The 16,738-nt window shown below is 73.0% G+C and carries 21 protein-coding genes and 2 tRNA genes; 13 read left to right on the top strand and 10 right to left on the bottom strand.

Annotated elements, in window-relative coordinates; all coding sequences use genetic code 11:
* Positions 1–74: 74 nt before the first annotated feature.
* The 8 genes from E0W78_RS12960 to E0W78_RS12925 all read left to right on the top strand — a co-directional run bounded on the left by E0W78_RS12960 (position 75) and on the right by E0W78_RS12925 (position 5,415).
* Positions 75–150 (top strand) — tRNA-Lys (locus E0W78_RS12960).
* Positions 151–261: 111 nt separating this feature from the next.
* On the top strand, positions 262–876 hold the full coding sequence (locus tag E0W78_RS12955; protein ID WP_131404377.1) for an FMN-binding negative transcriptional regulator: 615 nt from the start codon (positions 262–264) through the stop codon (positions 874–876).
* A gap of 49 nt (positions 877–925) precedes the next feature.
* Positions 926–1,165: a hypothetical protein gene (locus tag E0W78_RS12950; RefSeq protein ID WP_131404376.1), complete on the top strand. Its 240-nt coding sequence runs from the start codon at positions 926–928 to the stop codon at positions 1,163–1,165.
* 51 nt (positions 1,166–1,216) lie between these two features.
* Positions 1,217–1,567 carry a zf-TFIIB domain-containing protein gene (locus tag E0W78_RS16890; protein WP_131404375.1) on the top strand — a complete coding sequence of 117 codons (351 nt, stop codon included), beginning with the start codon at positions 1,217–1,219 and terminating at the stop codon, positions 1,565–1,567.
* Between the two features lies 1 nt (position 1,568).
* Positions 1,569–1,865: a DUF503 domain-containing protein gene (locus E0W78_RS12940; protein ID WP_019145977.1), complete on the top strand. Its 297-nt coding sequence runs from the start codon at positions 1,569–1,571 to the stop codon at positions 1,863–1,865.
* A 46-nt stretch (positions 1,866–1,911) separates the two neighbouring features.
* On the top strand, positions 1,912–3,402 hold the full coding sequence (locus E0W78_RS12935; RefSeq protein WP_131404374.1) for an amidase: 1,491 nt from the start codon (positions 1,912–1,914) through the stop codon (positions 3,400–3,402).
* Between the two features lie 82 nt (positions 3,403–3,484).
* Positions 3,485–4,534, top strand: a complete 1,050-nt coding sequence (locus E0W78_RS12930; protein WP_131404373.1) for a CoA ester lyase — start codon at positions 3,485–3,487, stop codon at positions 4,532–4,534.
* A gap of 8 nt (positions 4,535–4,542) precedes the next feature.
* The gene (locus E0W78_RS12925; RefSeq protein ID WP_131404372.1) at positions 4,543–5,415 is read left to right on the top strand and encodes a CoA ester lyase; all 873 of its coding nucleotides are present in this window, start codon (positions 4,543–4,545) and stop codon (positions 5,413–5,415) included.
* A gap of 60 nt (positions 5,416–5,475) precedes the next feature.
* Here the strand turns inward: E0W78_RS12925 and phoA are convergent, their stop codons facing one another.
* The 5 genes from phoA to E0W78_RS12900 form a co-directional block, all read right to left on the bottom strand.
* Positions 5,476–6,921, bottom strand: coding sequence for an alkaline phosphatase (gene phoA / locus E0W78_RS12920; protein ID WP_131404371.1), 1,446 nt, complete (start codon positions 6,919–6,921; stop codon positions 5,476–5,478).
* Positions 6,922–7,097: 176 nt separating this feature from the next.
* Complete coding sequence (locus tag E0W78_RS12915; protein WP_131404370.1) at positions 7,098–7,289, bottom strand: hypothetical protein; 192 nt, start codon at positions 7,287–7,289, stop codon at positions 7,098–7,100.
* Between the two features lie 443 nt (positions 7,290–7,732).
* Complete coding sequence (locus E0W78_RS12910; RefSeq protein WP_131404369.1) at positions 7,733–8,860, bottom strand: FUSC family protein; 1,128 nt, start codon at positions 8,858–8,860, stop codon at positions 7,733–7,735.
* A 34-nt stretch (positions 8,861–8,894) separates the two neighbouring features.
* Positions 8,895–9,191, bottom strand: coding sequence for a co-chaperone GroES (locus E0W78_RS12905; RefSeq protein WP_131404434.1), 297 nt, complete (start codon positions 9,189–9,191; stop codon positions 8,895–8,897).
* A gap of 218 nt (positions 9,192–9,409) precedes the next feature.
* Positions 9,410–9,658: a DUF3618 domain-containing protein gene (locus E0W78_RS12900; RefSeq protein ID WP_131404368.1), complete on the bottom strand. Its 249-nt coding sequence runs from the start codon at positions 9,656–9,658 to the stop codon at positions 9,410–9,412.
* A gap of 60 nt (positions 9,659–9,718) precedes the next feature.
* On the opposite strand from E0W78_RS12900, the gene bcp reads away from it, so the two are divergent.
* From bcp to E0W78_RS12880, 5 genes are all read left to right on the top strand, one after another.
* Positions 9,719–10,192 carry a thioredoxin-dependent thiol peroxidase gene (gene bcp, locus E0W78_RS12895; RefSeq protein ID WP_131404367.1) on the top strand — a complete coding sequence of 158 codons (474 nt, stop codon included), beginning with the start codon at positions 9,719–9,721 and terminating at the stop codon, positions 10,190–10,192.
* A gap of 93 nt (positions 10,193–10,285) precedes the next feature.
* A complete protein-coding gene (locus tag E0W78_RS12890) occupies positions 10,286–10,765 on the top strand; it encodes a GAF domain-containing protein (RefSeq protein ID WP_131404366.1) in 480 nt (159 codons plus the stop codon).
* 103 nt (positions 10,766–10,868) lie between these two features.
* Positions 10,869–10,950: transfer RNA gene (locus E0W78_RS12885), tRNA-Leu, on the top strand.
* Between the two features lie 162 nt (positions 10,951–11,112).
* On the top strand, positions 11,113–11,280 hold the full coding sequence (locus E0W78_RS16620; protein ID WP_165570508.1) for a hypothetical protein: 168 nt from the start codon (positions 11,113–11,115) through the stop codon (positions 11,278–11,280).
* 24 nt (positions 11,281–11,304) lie between these two features.
* A complete protein-coding gene (locus E0W78_RS12880) occupies positions 11,305–12,198 on the top strand; it encodes an LLM class flavin-dependent oxidoreductase (protein ID WP_131404365.1) in 894 nt (297 codons plus the stop codon).
* 121 nt (positions 12,199–12,319) lie between these two features.
* Here the strand turns inward: E0W78_RS12880 and E0W78_RS12875 are convergent, their stop codons facing one another.
* The 5 genes from E0W78_RS12875 to E0W78_RS16765 form a co-directional block, all read right to left on the bottom strand.
* A complete protein-coding gene (locus tag E0W78_RS12875) occupies positions 12,320–13,633 on the bottom strand; it encodes a hemolysin family protein (RefSeq protein ID WP_131404364.1) in 1,314 nt (437 codons plus the stop codon).
* A 109-nt stretch (positions 13,634–13,742) separates the two neighbouring features.
* The gene (locus tag E0W78_RS12870; RefSeq protein ID WP_131404363.1) at positions 13,743–14,783 is read right to left on the bottom strand and encodes an ABC transporter ATP-binding protein; all 1,041 of its coding nucleotides are present in this window, start codon (positions 14,781–14,783) and stop codon (positions 13,743–13,745) included.
* Positions 14,780–15,565: an ABC transporter permease gene (locus tag E0W78_RS12865; RefSeq protein WP_131404362.1), complete on the bottom strand. Its 786-nt coding sequence runs from the start codon at positions 15,563–15,565 to the stop codon at positions 14,780–14,782. Before E0W78_RS12865 ends, E0W78_RS12870 begins: the two co-directional genes overlap by 4 nt.
* Positions 15,562–16,299 carry a molybdate ABC transporter substrate-binding protein gene (gene modA / locus E0W78_RS16770; protein WP_207392758.1) on the bottom strand — a complete coding sequence of 246 codons (738 nt, stop codon included), beginning with the start codon at positions 16,297–16,299 and terminating at the stop codon, positions 15,562–15,564. Before modA ends, E0W78_RS12865 begins: the two co-directional genes overlap by 4 nt.
* Positions 16,296–16,700: a TOBE domain-containing protein gene (locus tag E0W78_RS16765; RefSeq protein ID WP_207392757.1), complete on the bottom strand. Its 405-nt coding sequence runs from the start codon at positions 16,698–16,700 to the stop codon at positions 16,296–16,298. Before E0W78_RS16765 ends, modA begins: the two co-directional genes overlap by 4 nt.
* Positions 16,701–16,738 lie beyond the last annotated feature (38 nt).

The following is a 16,738-nucleotide window of genomic DNA, read 5'->3' as shown; positions in this document are numbered from 1 at the left end:
TTCCAGGCCGCTGCGAAGCCGCCCGACCCCCGATTTCACCCCCTCAGGAGGGTGCTGCTAATGTTCTTTCTCGCGCGCCATTAGCTCAATTGGCAGAGCAGCTGACTCTTAATCAGCGGGTTCGGGGTTCGAGTCCCTGATGGCGCACCACACGAAGGCCCCGACCAGACGGTCGGGGCCTTCGGCGTTCTCGGACGTCCTGGAGCGTGGGCCCGGAGACTCGCTTCCCCGCCCGACGGCCCGGTTCTCTACGCTCGTCCCATGTACGTGCCCGCGCCGAACGCCGTCGACGACGAGTCCCAGGTCCGCGCCATGGTCGCCGCGCTCGGCACCGGCGAGCTGGTCACCGTCGGTGCCGACGGGTACCCGGTGGCTACCCTGCTGCCCGTCCTGTGGGACGGCGACACCGTGGTGGCGCACATGGCCCGCGCGAACGACCACTGGCGGTCGCTGCTCGAGCCGACCAAGGCGCTGCTCGTCGTCACCGGACCGCAGGCCTACGTCTCCCCCGCCTGGTACGCCAGCAAGGCCGAGCACGGCCGCGTGGTACCGACCTGGAACTACGAGTCCGTCCACATGAGCGGCACCGTGCGGGTCCACGACGACGTCGACTGGCTGCGCACCGCGGTGACCCGGCTGACCGACGCCCACGAGCAGCCGCGTCCCGAGCCGTGGGCGGTGACCGATGCGCCCGAGCGGTACACCTCCGGGATGCTGCGGGCGATCGTGGGCGTGGAGCTCACCGTCGAGCGCGTCGAGGCCAAGCGCAAGTACAGCCAGAACCGTTCCGATGCCGACCGCGCCGGCGTCGTCGCGGGCCTGCGCGACGAGTCCGACCCGCGCGCGTCCGCCGTCGCCGACGCGATGGAGTCCTGACCGGACGCCTCCGCGAGCAGGTCCGGCGAGGCCGACGTACCGTCGAGAGGTGACCCGTCCCACCCCGCTCCGGATGCTCCTGGACGCCGCCCGGTTCTTCGCCGTCGGGTGGGTCGCCATCACGCTGCTGGTCATGAGCGCCGAGCACGCGCTCGGTCTGGGCTGGGCACATCCGGCGTCCGTGGTCTCCGCGTGGTTCGTCATGCTGGGCACCGCCCTGCTGCTGACCCGGGCCGCGACGCGCGCGCTGCTGGACGCCGCGGAGCGCCGCGGACTGCTCCCCTGGTGACGGAACCATGGGCGGGGTCCGTGCGTTGACCCGGCAAGGAGGTACCACCTGATGAAGTGCCCCATCGACGGCGCGACCCTGACCATGAGCGAGCGATCCGGCATCGAGATCGACTACTGCCCCGAGTGCCGAGGCGTCTGGCTCGACCGCGGCGAGCTCGACAAGATCCTCGACCGCGTGGCCGCCGAGGCCGGACCGGCCACTCCGCCGGCCCCGCCGGCTCCCGCCCCGCAGGCACCGCCGGCCCAGCCCGCCGCTCCGTCGTACAGCCAGCCGCCGGGCTACCAGCAGCCGCAGCCGGCCTACGGCAACCGCTACTACGACGACTCCGACAAGCGGTACTACGGAGGCGGCGGCTACAAGAAGCGCAAGGGCCACTGGCTCGGAGAGCTGTTCGACTGACGTGTGGATCGGCTGGATCGAGCTGGACCTGCTGCTGGGCGACGTGCGCTCGCTCAAGCAGAAGCGTTCGCTCGTCCGGCCGATCGTCGCGGAGGTCAAGCGCCGCTTCGACGTGAGCGCGGCCGAGGTCGGCCACCAGGACCTGTACCGGCGGACGCTGGTCGGGGCGAGCGTGGTGTCCGCCGACCGCGCCCACGTCGTGGAGGTGCTGGACGCGGTGGAGAAGCTCGTGGCCTGGCACCCCGAGGTCGAGGTCGCCTCGGCGCACCGGCGCCTGCTCACCAGCGAGGACGAGTGAGCCCGTGCGCCACTAGCGTGACGCCAGCACCGACCCAGGAGGCTTCGTGGACGTCACCGAGTACATGACCTACGACGCGACGGGGCTCGCCGAGCTCGTCGCGTCCAAGCAGGTCAAGCCCAGCGAGCTGCTCGCCGCGGCCCGCCAGCGCGCGGACGAGGTGAACGGACGGCTCAACGCGATCGTCGTCCGCACCGACGACCTCGCCGACTCGATCGTCGACGACCCCGACCTGTCCGGGCCGTTCGCCGGTGTCCCGTTCCTGGTCAAGGACCTCATGCAGGAGGTCGCCGGCTACCCGACGTCGTACGGCTCGCGGGCCCTCCGCGGCGACGTGGCCACCGAGCACGCGAGCGTCGTCCAGCGCTGGCTCGACGCCGGGCTGGTCATCTTCGGCAAGACCAACACCCCCGAGTTCGGCGCGAAGGGCGTCACCGAGCCCGAGTACTGGGGCCCGGCCCGCAACCCCTGGCGGCTGGGCCACACCCCCGGCGGATCGTCCGGTGGGTCCGGCGCGGCCGTCGCCGCGGGCGTCGTCCCGGCCGCCGGCGCCAACGACGGCGGCGGCTCGATCCGCATCCCGGCCGCGTGCAACGGCCTGGTCGGGCTCAAGCCCAGCCGCGGCCTCGCGCCGTACGGCCCGCAGACCGGCGAGTCGATGATCGGCATGGCCGTGCAGGGCGTCGTCTCGCGCACCGTCCGCGACAACGCCGGCCTGCTCGACGCCATCGTCGGCCCGCACCCGTACGCCGGCTACCAGGCCCCGGTGCCGCAGCGCCCGTTCGCCGAGGCGGTCAAGGACGCGCCCGGCCGCCTGCGCGTCGGCTTCTCGGCCCGTTCGGCCATCACCGCCGACCCCGACCCCGAGGCCGTGGCCGCCATGCACGAGGCCGCCGCGCTGCTGGCGGAGCTGGGCCACGAGGTCGAGGAGGTCACGCCGCCGTACGACGACGAGGCGCTGGCCCGCGACTTCCTGACCATCTGGTTCGCCAACCTGGCCGCCGAGGTGGAGCTCACCAAGGCCCGCACCGGCGCGACCAGCCGCGACTTCGAGGCCGACACGCTGGCCATCGCCGAGATCGGCCGCGCCGCCGGCGTGGTCGCCGCCCAGCAGGCGCTCGGCAACGTCCACGGCTACGTCCGCTCGCTGGTCGACTTCCAGCAGTCCTACGACCTGTTCCTCACCCCGACCCTGGCCAAGCGGCCGCTGCGGGTCGGCGAGCTCACCACCGCTCCCCTGCTGCAGCGGCTGTCGCGGGTGGTCAGCAAGGCCAAGGGCGGCCGGGTGCTGGCCAAGACCGGCATCCTCGACGACCTGGTCAGCCAGAACCTCGGCTGGGTGCCCTACACGCAGCTGGCCAACCTCACCGGGCGCCCGGCGATCAACGTCCCGCTGCACTGGACGCCCGAGGGCCTGCCGCTCGGCGTGCAGCTGGTCGGCCGACTGGGCGAGGACGCGCTGCTGCTGCAGGTCGCCGCGCAGCTGGAGCAGGCCCGGCCGTGGGCCCACCGGCACCCCGCTCCGCTCGCTCCGTGACGTGATCCATCTGACTCGGCGACCCTGATCGGGGTTCGCCATACTGGCGAGCACGTCGCAGTCGGAACCGAACGGAGCTGTTGTGCGCAATCCCCGAGCCTTCCTGCGTCCGCTGGCGGTGGGTGCCCCCGCCCCGGTGGCCGAGGTCCCCTTCCGCCCCTCGCGGATGATCCACTTCTTCGACCCCAGCAACGAGAAGATGGCGGCCAAGGTGCCGGACATCGCGAAGAAGGTCGACATCATCCTCGGCAACCTCGAGGACGCGGTGAAGACGGAGAAGAAGGAGGCCGCGCGCCAGGGCCTGGTCGAGATCGCGAAGGCGACCGACTTCGGCGACACCCAGCTGTGGACCCGGGTCAACAGCCTGGACTCGCCGTGGGTGCTGGACGACCTGGTCACGCTCGTCACCGAGATCGGGCACAAGCTCGACGTCATCATGGTGCCGAAGGTCGAGGGCGCCCAGGACATCCACTACGTCGACCGGCTGCTCGCCCAGCTCGAGGCCCGCGCCGGCCTGGAGCGCCCGATCCTCGTGCACGCGATCCTGGAGACCGCCGAGGGCGTCGCCAACGTCGAGGAGATCGCCGGGGCCAGCCCGCGCATGCAGGGCATCAGCCTCGGCCCCGCCGACCTCGCCGCCAGCCGCCGCATGAAGACGACGCGGGTCGGCGGCGGTCATCCGGGCTACCTCGTCCGTCAGGACCCGACGGGCGACGACCTCACGCAGGGACGCACCACCTACCAGCAGGACCTGTGGCACTACACGATCGCGCGCATGGTCGACGCCTGCGCCGCGAACGACATCCTTCCCTTCTACGGCCCGTTCGGAGACATCAAGGACGTCGTCGCCTGCGAGGACCAGTTCCGCAACGCCTTCCTGCTCGGCTGCGTCGGCGCCTGGAGCCTGCACCCGGTGCAGATCGACATCGCCAAGCGCGTCTTCTCCCCCGCCCCCGAGGACGTCGCGCACGCCAAGCGCGTCGTCGAGGCCATGGGCGACGGCTCGGGCGCGGTGATGATCGACGGCAAGATGGAGGACGACGCCTCCTGCAAGCAGTGCCTGGTCATGCTCGACCTGGCCCGGGCCCTGGCCGAGCGCGACCCCGAGCTGGCCGCGGCCTACGACCTCTGAGGAGAGCCATGACCGACACCCTCCTGCGGCCGCGCCGCTCCGTCCTGTACATGCCCGGCGCCAACGAGCGCGCGCTGGAGAAGGCCAAGGGCATCGACGCCGACGCCCTCATCCTCGACCTCGAGGACGCCGTCGCGCCCGACGCGAAGGTCGAGGCCCGCGAGCGCGTCTGCGCCGCCGTCCGCTCCGGCGAGTACGGCCACCGCGAGCTGGCCATCCGGGTCAACGGGATCGGCACCCAGTGGCACGACGACGACCTGGCCGCCGCCGCCCAGGCCGGCCCCGACGCCGTCCTGGTCCCGAAGGTGAACTCCGCCGAGGAGGTGCACGCCCTCGTCGCCGCGCTCGAGCGCCACGGCCCCCCGGCCCACACGCAGCTGTGGGCCATGATCGAGACGCCGATCGCGATCCTGCACGCCGAGCAGATCGCCACCGCGCACGAGCGGCTGACCGTCTTCGTCATGGGCACCAACGACCTGGTCAACGACAGCCACGCGCTGCACGTGCCGGGCCGCGCACCCCTCGTCCCGTCGCTCACCTGGGCGCTGCTGGCCGTCCGCGCCGCCGGCAAGGTCGTGCTCGACGGCGTCTTCAACGACGTGAAGAACGCCGAGGGCTTCGAGGCCGAGGCGCGTCAGGGTCGCGAGATGGGCTTCGACGGCAAGACCCTCGTGCACCCCTCGCAGGTCGAGCCGGCCAACGCCGCGTTCGGCCCCTCCGAGCAGGACGTCGAGGACGCCCGCGGCCTCATCGCCGCCTTCGAGGAGGCCCAGGCCGAGGGCAAGGGCGTCGCCACGTTCAAGGGCAAGATGGTCGAGAGCCTGCACGTCCGCGACGCGCAGCGGATCCTCGCCTTCCACGAGGCGCTGCAGCAGCGCTGACCGAGCACGCGACGGGGCCGGGACGATCGATCGTCCCGGCCCCGTCGTCGTGCTGGACGGTCAGTGGCGTCCGGACTTCGAGAGCCCCAGCGCCCGCGAGACGGTGAAGAACAGGTCGGTCTGGTCGGTCAGCCCGACCACGTTCGCGGCCTGCGGCCCGTAGCCGGCGATGCGCAGCTGCGAGCCGGTGTGCTGCTGCGAGCCCTCGACCTCGGCCGTCGCGTAGTTGATCGTCATCGGACGGTCCTCGTTGGTGAGCAGGTTCACCGTGTAGCCCGGCGTGGTGGAGCCGGCCTCGACGATCTGGCTGGTGTGCGCGTGGTCGGCGGTGACGATCACCGTGGTGTTGCCGTCCTTCTTCGCGTAGTCCAGCGCGACCTGCACGGCCTCGTCGAGGTCGATCAGCTCGCCGATCTGCCCGCAGGCGTTGGCCGCGTGGTCGGCCTTGTCGATGCTCGCGCCCTCGACCTGGAGGAAGAAGCCCGCGTCCTTGCCGTGGCCCTTGCCCTTGCCCTTGCGGCCGTCCTCGTCGAGCAGGTCGATCGCCTTGTCGGTCAGGTCGGCCAGCGTCGGCTGGGCGTCGGTGCGCTCGGGGTTCTCGGTGCAGCGCTGCGCCGGCTGGCTGCCGCCGTCGGCGGTGGCCTTCGGACCGACCCAGCGCTGGGCCAGGTTGCCCGACGCGAACAGGCCGAGGAGCGGCTGGCGCTGGTCGGCGGTGCGGACCTTCGCGAGCGAGTCGGCGTCGTCGACGAGCCGGTAGCCGCGCTCGACCGCCTGCTGCTGCAGCGTCTTGCCCTTCCAGCGTCCGGCCGCGGCGACCTCCGAGAACGTCGCGGCACCTCCGCCGAGGGTGACGTCGGGACGCGTGTCGAGCAGCTGCTCGCTGATCGAGCCCTCGCCACCGTTCTCGAGCGCGTTCGTCGGGCACTGCGCCGTCGTGGCGACCGGGCCGTAGCAGCGGCGGCTCGTGACCTGTGCGACCTGGACGGCCGGCGTCGCGTCCTGGATCTCGGCGGTGCTGACGTTGCCGGTGCGCAGGCCCTTCTTCTTGGCCAGCTCGAGCAGCGTCGCCTGCGGCTTGCCGTCGACGTCGACCGAGATGGCGCCGTCGTAGGACTTCGTGCCGGTGGCCCAGGCGGTGCCGGTGGCGGCCGAGTCGGGGACGTAGTCGGGCTTGCCGTCCTTGCCCAGCGAGTAGGTCGTGTACTGGCCGGTCAGCGGCAGGGCGTCGATGCCGGGCAGACGTCCGGCGGCACCGTACTCGTAGTTGCGGGCCGAGGTGATCTCGGAGTCGCCCATGCCGTCGCCGATGAGCAGGATGACGTTCTCGGCCTTGCCGCCGTCGAGGGCGCGGGCGATCGTCTTGGTCCTGTCGCCGTGGTTGCGCTGCGCGCCACCGTGGTCGGACAGGTCGGTGGCCGCGTAGGCCAGCGCGGAGGAGCCGACGACGAGGGCGCCGGCCGCAGCGGCGACGGTGACGCGCCGCGAGCGAGTACGAAGGTTCATGGCCGCAGCCCATCCAGGTCGGGTGAACGGCCACCCAACGAGACCGGGCCTCCGGACGAAGCCCGTGCGACCGTTCGTGGTCCTTCCAGGCTACGACCGCATGGCCCGAAACGACCAGACGCCCCGAGGAGCATCTCCTCGGGGCGTCCGTCCTGCGGTGGCGGGGGCGGGGCGGCTCAACGCTGGCCTCGCATCCCGTACAGGGTCATCTCGTGCGCGTCGCGTGCGGCGCGCAGCTCACGCTCCCGCTGCATGCGCAGCCGGGCCTCGCGCATCAGGACCTGGCGGTCCGCCTCGGGCAGCTCGTCCCAGGCGCGCCGGCGGCTGCGAGCAGCGGTCCGCTGGCGGCGGATCTCGATGAGAGCCACGGTGTTCACCCCCTCTCGGGTGGTCGCGGCCGACGGTGCTGACGAGTCGGGGCTCGTGGTCGTCGGGACGTCTGCGGGCATGAGGGTCGTACGGGTCGGGGAAGGGATGAGGGTGGTGTTCATGGCGCGCCTCCTTTCGGGTGAGGGTGGGTGTGGGGACAAAAAAACCGCTTCGGACCGGGGTCCGAAGCGGCTGCTGAGCCAGAGGTGACTGGCTACAGGCGGGGCACAGCTCCGGAGGGTCGACCGGCGTCGGACGTGACGATGACGAACGCAAGGGCTCGCGGGTTCGTGACGTGGAACATCGGTGATCACCTCCTGGGGCGTGTCGGTGCCTTCGGGCAGGAAGGCGGGAGCAACGTAGCGCGGATCACAAGCGCGTGTCCACCATCTGGGCGTCGGCGCGGCGTGTCGCGTCGTTCTCGCGGCGTGTCGCGTCGGCGTCAGTCGTCGAAGTCGAGGTGCTCGTCGAGGTCCTCGCGGGTCATGCCGCTGGCCAGCAGCAGGTCGGCCGACAGCGAGCGGACCTGGGCCGAGACGGCCGCGGTGTTGAGCGTGAGCGAGGCCGGCAGCGAGTGCACGGCGGTGCGCGCCGCCTCGATGAGCGCCAGCTGCGCCGCCTCGAAGTCGGCCTGCACCGCGAGGTCGTCGGCGAAGATGCCGACCGCCCGGGCGAGCGAGCGGACGGCGTCGGCCATGCCGGCCGGGGCGACCTCGTGGTGGCGCAGCATCGCCGAGGAACGACGAGCCAGGACGCGGGCGTCGCGCACGGCGTTGTCGATGTGGGCGATCGTGCCGACGTACAGGTTGACGTGCCCGCGCTGCGTCCAGCGCATCGGCGACATCCGCGCGATCTCGGAGACGTTCTCGGCGGTCGAGCGCAGCGTCTCGACGGCCGGCTGCAGCTCGCGGGTGCGCTCCAGCGCCCGCTCGGCGCCGGCGGGCTCGCCGGTGGCCAGGGCCTCGGCGACGTCGTCGAGCGCGCCCGAGACCTGCTTGAGGACGTCCTGCACCTCCACGCCGATGTCGCGGACGGTGTTGCGTGGCAGCAGGATCATCATGGCCAGACCGCACAGGCCGCCGATGAGCGCGTCCAGCACGCGGGTGACGGCGGGGTTGCCGGCCCCCGAGAGCGGGACGACCGCGGCCAGCAGCACGGCGGAGTTCGCCGCCTGGTTGAGGGCGAGACCCTTGAGCCCGAGGAACAGGCCGACGGCGGCGGCGAGCACCCCGATGAGCGCCAGCTGCCAGGCGCCGCGGCCCATCGTCAGGATGAGCAGCTCGCCGACGCCCACGCCCACCACCACGCCGAAGATCAGCTCGTAGAGGGTGCGGCTGCGCGGACCGGCGCCGGAGTTGATGACCAGCACGGCGGCGATGGGGGCGAAGAAGGCCTGCGAGTGGCCGAACAGCTCGGTCGCGACGAAGTAGGCCACCGAGGTGGAGATCGCGAGCCGGACCAGGAAGCGCCACCGCCGGCGCACCAGCATGAGCCGGTCGCGCAGGGACAGGCTCGGGCGCACGTCCGGCAGGCGCCGGGAGAAGGCCGCGAAGCCGCCTCGCTCGCTCATCGTCGTCCCACCGCCCTCGTGCTCGTCCACTCGCTCACAGGTACAGGCCCGTCTGGCCCTCCTCGAGCCGCTCGGCGGCGACCGCGTGCAGGTCGCGCTCGCGCAGCAGGATGTACGAGTCGCCCCGGACCTCGACCTCGGCACGGTCGTCGGGGTCGAACAGGACGCGGTCGCCGACCTCGACCGAGCGCACCTGCGCACCGACCGCCTCGACCCGTGCCCACGACAGCCGGCGTCCCATGGCCGCGGTGGCCGGGATGACGATGCCGCCGGTCGAGCGGCGGTCGCCGGCCTCGGCGTCCAGGCGCACGAGCAGCCGGTCGTGCAGCATCCGGATCGGCAGCTTGTCGGCGGTCACGGGCGGACCTCCGGGAGAAGGGCAGCATGAGGAGGACCGCCCGTGATGGCCGGATGGGCTCCCTCGCTGCGCTCGGTCACGGGCGGACCTCCGGGAGAAGGGCAGCATGAGGAGGACCGCCCGTGATAGCCGGATGGGCTCCCTCGCTGTGCTCGGTCACGGGCGGACCTCCTCGGCGACGACCGCCGTGCTCACGTGAGCAGGCGGCGGAGCACCACGGCGGCGGCCACGACGGCCACGACGCCACCGACGACCGGGACGATCGTCTCGAAGCGCGGCGAGCCGTCGGGCGCGACGAAGCGCGCCTTGACCCGGTCGACCTGGCGCGAGGCGATGTTCTTGGGGCTGGCCCGGTCGACGAGCTCGTCGATCGTGCGGGCCAGGTGCTCGCGGGTCTGCTCGATCTCGTCGACCAGCGCGTCGTTGCGGGACTTCGCCACAGCATCCTCTTTCGTCGCCACGCGCGGGGTCCCCCGCGCTCGTAGGCCAGGATAGTGGTCATGAGCGCCCGACTGCAGGCTGGAGACCAGGCCCCCGACTTCACCCTCCCCGCCGACGACGGCACGAGCGTCACGCTCTCGTCGCTGCGCGGACAGAAGGTGATCGTGTACTTCTACCCCGCCGCGATGACCCCCGGCTGCACCAAGCAGGCGTGCGACTTCAGCGACTCGATCGACCGGCTCCAGGCCGAGGGCTACACCGTGCTCGGCATCTCGCCGGACAAGCCCGACAAGCTGGCGAAGTTCCGCGAGCGCGACGGGCTGACGATCACGCTGCTGTCGGATCCCGACAAGGAGGTCCTCACCGCGTGGGGCGCCTTCGGCGAGAAGAAGCTCTACGGCAAGGTCGTGGAGGGCGTCATCCGCTCGACGTTCGTCGTCGACGAGCAGGGCGTGATCGAGCTGGCGCAGTACAACGTCAAGGCGACCGGCCACGTGGCCAAGCTGCGCCGCGACCTGGGCCTCGGCGCCTAAGCGGCTCGTCCGTGAGCGAGCGCAGCGAATGAACCATCGAGCACCTCACGGACGGGCCTGCGTACCGTGCCTCTTCCTGACGCAGGCTCGTCCGTGAGCAAGCTCGTCGTGCTGCGGGCGCCGATGCGCTCGCGCACGGACGCCCTCGACGACGGTCGCGGCGCCCGGCGGGGTCTCGCGGCCGGCGTCGTCGGCATGGGCGGCGTGCTGGACGACGTCCCCGCCGGCGCCGACGAGGCCGTCGCGGCGCTCGAGCGGGTGGACGAGCGCGCCGCCGCCCGGCTGCGCCGCTTCGTCGCCGTGCCCGACGGCTCGTTCGCCTGGACGCTGACCGACGCCGGACTGCACCTGGGCCGGATCACGGGCGGCTACCGGTACGACGGCTCCCCCGAGGCGGTCGCGGCCGACCTCGTCCACGTGCGTCCGTGCGACTGGCTGCCCGCGCCGGTGCCGGACGACGAGGTGCCCGCCGCGGTGCACCAGACGGTCGAGCGCGGTGGCCGCAACCTGCAGCGCATCCACCCGGGCGACGTCGAGGCCCTCACCGCCGAGGTGTGGTCCCGTTCCCGCTGAGCGTGACGTTCGGGGGGTGGTACTGCTTCGTCGAGCCCCGATACGTCACGCTCAGCGTGTCGGTGGGACGCGCGCGGGGCTGGCCTAGACTCGTCCCGCACCCGCCGGTGTGGTGGAACTGGTAGACACGCAGGATTTAGGTTCCTGTGTCCTCGGACGTGCAGGTTCAAGTCCTGTCACCGGCACCCTGCGCGGCCGCGCACGAGACTTGAGTTCCGCAGCCCCGCGGCTATGGTCGAAGCATCGTTGACGCTACAAGTAACGCTGATCCCGACCCTCTCCCTGCCCATCGCCGTCGCTGGGCCGTCGCCACCGGCGCGCTCACGCTCGCGACCGTCGCCGGCATCGTGGTGCTGGCGCTCAGCACCGCGGGCGTCGTCGACCGCGAGCCGTGGGGCTACCTGGCCCTCATGACCGCGGGCGCCGCTGCGATCGGCGTGTTCATCGTGACGTTCGCGCACACCTTCTTCGAGCACCAGTCGCCCTCGACGAAGCGGGCCCCGACGCGCGCCTGACCCCACGGCGCGCCACCATCGGGCATGGCCGACTACGGGCAGGACATCCGCCTCGGCGTGTTCATCACGCCGACGAACGCGTCGCCGCGCCATCCCGTCGGGCTCGCGGTCGCGGCCGAGGAGGCCGGGATCGACCTGGTGACGTTCCAGGACCACCCGTACCAGCCGCGCTACCTCGACACCTGGACGCTGCTGTCGTTCGTCGCCGCGCGGACGTCCACCGTGACGCTCTCGGGCAACGTGCTGAACCTGCCGCTGCGCCAGCCCGCCGTGCTCGCCCGCTCGGTCGCGTCGCTCGACCTGCTGAGCGGCGGCCGCGTCGAGCTGGGGCTCGGCACCGGGGCGTTCTGGGACGCGATCGAGGCGATGGGCGGTGAGCGCCTGACGCCCGGCCGGGCCGTCGACGCGCTCGAGCAGGCGATCGACGTCGTCCGGGCGCTGTGGGACACCGGGGCGTCCGGCGGCGCGACGGCCGGCGGCGACCTGCACCGCGTGAAGGGCGCCAAGCGCGGCCCCGCGCCGGCGCACGACGTCGGCATCTGGCTCGGCGCCTACAAGCCGCGGATGCTCGCGCTCACCGGACGCGTGGCCGACGGCTGGCTCCCCTCCGTCGGCTACCTCTCCGGAGGCCTGGACGACCTCGGCCCGATGAGCCGGCGCGTGGACGGCGCGGCCCGCGAGGCCGGCCGCGACCCGGCCGACGTCCGGCGCCTGCTCAACGTGTCCGGACGCTTCGCGGCCGACGGGTCGGGCTTCCTGGAGGGGCCGCCGCGCCTGTGGGCCGAGCAGCTCGCCGACCTGGCGCTGCTGCACGGCACCAGCACGTTCGTGCTCGCCGCGGACGACGAGACGACCATCCGCACCTGGGCCCACGAAGTGGGGCCGGCGCTCAAGGAGCTCGTCGCCGCCGAGCGGTGAGTGGTGGATCTCGAGCCGTGGCGCATCAGGAGCCAGGAAAGCCGACAGGAACCAGGCACGTTTCCCTGGCCATTCTCGGTTTACCTGGTCTACCAGGTAAACCGAGACCGACCGCTCAGGGCTACTCGGCGGGGGCGGGCTCGTCCTCGGGCTCGAGGAGGGCGACCTGGATCTCGGTCACGCGGCGCTTGTCCAGGGCCGCGACGGTGAGCCGGTAGCCGCCGACGTCGACGTGGTCGCCGACCTCGGGCATGCGGCCGAGGTGGGTGATGACGTAGCCGGCGACGGTCTCGTACGAGCCGTCCTCGAGCTCCACGCCGGTGCGCTCCGCGAACTCCTCGATGGTCAGGCCGCCCTCGACGGTGCGCGGGCCCTCCCCCAGCACCTCGACGGGCGCGCGCAGGTCGTACTCGTCGCGGATGTCGCCGACGAGCTCCTCGACCAGGTCCTCGAGCGTGACGATGCCGTCGGTGCCGCCGTACTCGTCGACGACGACGGCGATGTGCGTGCCCTCCGAGCGCATGAGGTTGACCGAGGGCAGCACCCGGTTCGTGCCGGGCAGGACGACGATCTGGCGGGCCAGGTCGCCGACGCGGACGCGGGTGTCGCCGGGCGCGTCGTGCAGCTGGTCGAACAGGTCGCGGACGTGCAGGTAGCCGCGCACGTCGTCGACGCCCTCGCCCATGACCGGGTAGCGCGAGTACGGCTGCTCGCGGACGGCCTGGGCCGCCGCGTTGAGCGTCATCGTGGCCTTGAGGAAGGCGACCTCGCCACGCGGGCGCATGGCCTCCTTCACCGACCGGTTGGTCGCCTCGAGGACGTCCTCGAGGATCGCGCGCTGCTCGACGCCGAATCCCCCGTGGCCCGAGACGATGTCGCGGACCTCCTCGTCGCTGATCTCCTCGACCTTGGCGTTCGGGTCGCCGCCGAGCAGCCGGACGACCGCGTTGGTGGAGACCGACAGCAGCCAGATGACCGGGCGCATGACCTGCGCGAAGCGGTCGAGCGCAGGGGTGACGACCAGGGCGATCGTCTGCGACTTCTGCAGCGCGAAGCGCTTGGGCACCAGCTCGCCGAGGACGAGCGAGAGGTAGGCGATGATCAGCGTCATCAGCACGAGCATCAGCGGGTCGGCCGCGCCGGACGGCACGCCGAGGTCGACCAGGAACGGCGCGAAGTCCGGTGCCAGGGTCGAGGCGCCGTAGGCCGCGGACAGGAAGCCCGCGACGGTCACGCCGATCTGCACGGCGGCCAGGAAGCGGTTCGGGTCGCGCGCCACCTTGGCGACCTTGGCGCCGCGGGCGCTCTCGGACTCCAGGCGGTTCAGCTGGCTCTCGCGCAGCGAGACCAGGGCGAGCTCGGTCGCGGCGAAGACGCCGCCGACCAGGACGAAGACGAGCACCAGGGCGGCGTTGAGCCAGGTCTGCTGGTCCATCAGAGGTCACCGTCCCTCGTCGTGCGGGTCGAGGGACGGTTCGGACTGTCGGGGTCGCTCATGGCGAAGATCGTAGCGGGACGGCCCGAGGGCGGCTCGAGGTCGGCGGTCACGCGCGTGCGGGGTGGATGGCCACCTCGCTCGCCTTCACCACCAGCCACACCGCGTCGCCCGGCGCGAGGGCCAGGTCGGCCACCGCCGCGAGGGTGACGTCGGCCGCGACCTCGCCGGCGCGGACGCGCACGAGGTCGCCGCGCGGCTCCAGCTCGGTGACCACGGCCGGCCAGGCGTTGCGTGGACTTCCGCCGGGACGTTCGCGGTGCACGGCGACGGACGCCGGCCGGAACACCGCGACCGCCCGCTCGCCCTCGGCGACCGGCTCGGGCGCGACGCCCTCGACGACGACGTCCCCGGTGTGCACGGCACCGCTGCGGACGGTGCCGGCGAGCAGGTCCAGGCCGGCGACCCGGGCGGCGAACTCGCTGCGCGGGCGGGCCAGCACGTCGCGGGTCGGTCCGGCCTCGACGACACTTCCGGACTCCAGGACGACGACCCGGTCGGCCAGGGCGAGCGCGTCGAGCGGGTCGTGGGTCACCACGACCGCCGTGCGTCCGGTGAGCACCTCACGCAGGAGCCCGCGAGCCTGCGGCGCCGCGGTGACGTCCAGGGCCGCGAGCGGCTCGTCGAGCAGCAGCAGCCGGGGCTCGGCCGCGAGGGCCCGGGCGACCGCGACGCGCTGGGCCTGGCCGCCCGAGAGCGCGGCCGGACGCCGTCCGGCGAGGTCGCCCACACCCAAGGCGTCGAGCAGGTGCTGGGCCCGGTCGGACGCCTCGCGCCGTCCCACGCCCTGGCTGCGCGGCCCGAACGCGACGTTCTGCCGGGCGCTGAGGTGCGGCAGCAGCAGCGGCTCCTGCGCCAGGAGGGCCACGCGACGCTCGTGCGGCGGCACCCACGCGCCGTCCCCGGCGAGCAGCCGCCCGTCCAGCTCGACCCGGCCCTCGTCGGGCTCGAGCAGCCCGCAGAGCAGGTCGAGGGTGGTCGACTTGCCCGCGCCGTTGGGGCCGAGCAGCGCGACGGTCTCGCCGTCGGCGACGTCCAGCGCGACGTCGAGGTCACGGGCGTGCAGGCGCACGTCGAGGTGCAGGGTCACGAGTCCTCCCGGCGCAGACGCGTGCCGGCGACCACGACGACCGCCACCACCACGAGCACCAGCGCGAGGGCGACGGCCGCGTCCGGGTCGGCCTCACGCTGCAGGTAGATCTCGAGCGGCAGGGTGCGGGTGACGCCCTGCAGGCTGCCGGCGAAGGTGAGCGTCGCGCCGAACTCGCCGAGGCTGCGGGCGAAGGCGAGCACGGAGCCGGACACGAGGCCGGGCAGCACGAGCGGCAGCGTCACCCGGCGCAGCACGGTGGTGGGAGACGCGCCGAGCGTGGCGGCCACCGCCTCGTAGCGACCGCCGGCCGTGCGGAGCGCGCCCTCCAGGCTCAGCACCAGGAACGGCAGCGAGACGAACGTCTGGGCCAGGACGACGGCGGTCGTCGAGAAGGCGACCTGCACGCCGAGCACGTCCAGCGTCTCGCCGAGCAGGCCGCGCCGGCCGAAGGTGTAGAGCAGGGCCAGGCCGCCCACCACCGGCGGCAGCACCAGCGGCACGAGGACGAGCGCGCGCAGCAGCGCCTGGCCGCGGAACGACGTCCGGGCCAGGAACAGCGCGATCGGGACGCCGAGCACGACGCACAGCAGGGTGCTGACCGCGGCGGTGCGCAGGCTCAGCAGCAGCGCGTCGACCGCCGTGGGCGACGTGAGCAGCGGCCCGAGGGACGTCCACGGCACGCGGACGACGAGCGCGACGAGCGGCAGCACCACCAGCAGCGCCCCGATCGCCGCCGGCAGCAGCAGCCAGGCCGGGAGCCCGGGTGCGCGCCGGGTCACGGCGTGCCCAGCCCCGCGGACTGCAGGACCTGCTGGCCTTCGGCGCCGGTCACGGCGTCGACGAACCGCTGGGCCAGGTCGGCGTCGCCGTCGGCCAGGACGGCGACCGGGTACCGGTTGAGGTGCTCGGCGGAGCGCTCGAGCTCGATCGTCTCGACCCCGTCCCCGGCCGCCTGCGCGTCCGAGACGTAGACCAGCCCGGCGTCGGCCTCGCCGGCCGCGACCTTGCCCAGCACGTCCTTGACCGACTGCTCCTCGCTCACCGGACGGACGGTGACGTCGAGGTCGGCCAGCACCTCCTGGGCCAGCGCGCCGCACGGCACGGCGTCCGCGCACAGCACCGTGTCGACGGACGCGAGGTCGGCCGCCGAGGCGACGCGGCCCGGGTTGCCCGGCGGCACGACGATCGTCAGGCGGTTGGTGGCGAAGACCTGCGGCTCGCCGTCGAGCGCGGCGGCGTCCACCTTCGCCATGGTCGCCTCGTCGGCGGTGGCCAGGACGTCCGCGGGGGCGCCGGCCTCCACCTGCGCGACGAGGTCGGCCGACCCGGCGAACGACAGCCGGACGTCGAGGTCCGGGTCATCGGCCTCGAGCTGCTCGGCGATCTCGGTGAACGGCTCGGTCAGCGACGCGGCGGCCAGGACGTCGACGGTGCGCCGGTCGTCGTCCCCGTCGCCGCCCGAGCACGCGGCGAGCAGGCTCAGGGCGAGGACACCGGCGAGCGCGCGCCTCACGCCGACCTCCCGGCGGTCTCGACGATGACGTTGGTCGACTTCACGACCGCCACCGCCACGCTGCCCAGCTCGAGGCCGAGGTCCTCGACGGCCTCGCTGCTCATCAGCGAGACGATGCGGAAGGGCCCGCACTGCAGCTCGACCTGGGCCATGACGGCGTCGGTGCGGATGCCGGTGACCAGGCCGACGAGGCGGTTGCGGGCCGAGCTGGCCACGCCGGACGGGTCGGGCACCTGCTCGGCCCGCTCGCGGGCGAGCACCGCCAGGGCGTGACCGTCGACGACCTTGCGTCCCGCCTCGTCCCGGGTCGCCTCCAGGACGCCCTGGTCGACCCAGCGGCGCACGGTGTCGTCGCTGACCCCGAGGAAGCGCGCCGCGTCGGCAATCCGAATCTGCGTCATGGAACGGGACGCTAGCACGCATCTGCGGACCAAGCGCG

This window comes from Aeromicrobium sp. IC_218, from assembly GCF_004336805.1.
GTDB lineage: Bacteria > Actinomycetota > Actinomycetes > Propionibacteriales > Nocardioidaceae > Aeromicrobium.
This window is presented reverse-complemented; position numbering and strand designations above follow the sequence as displayed.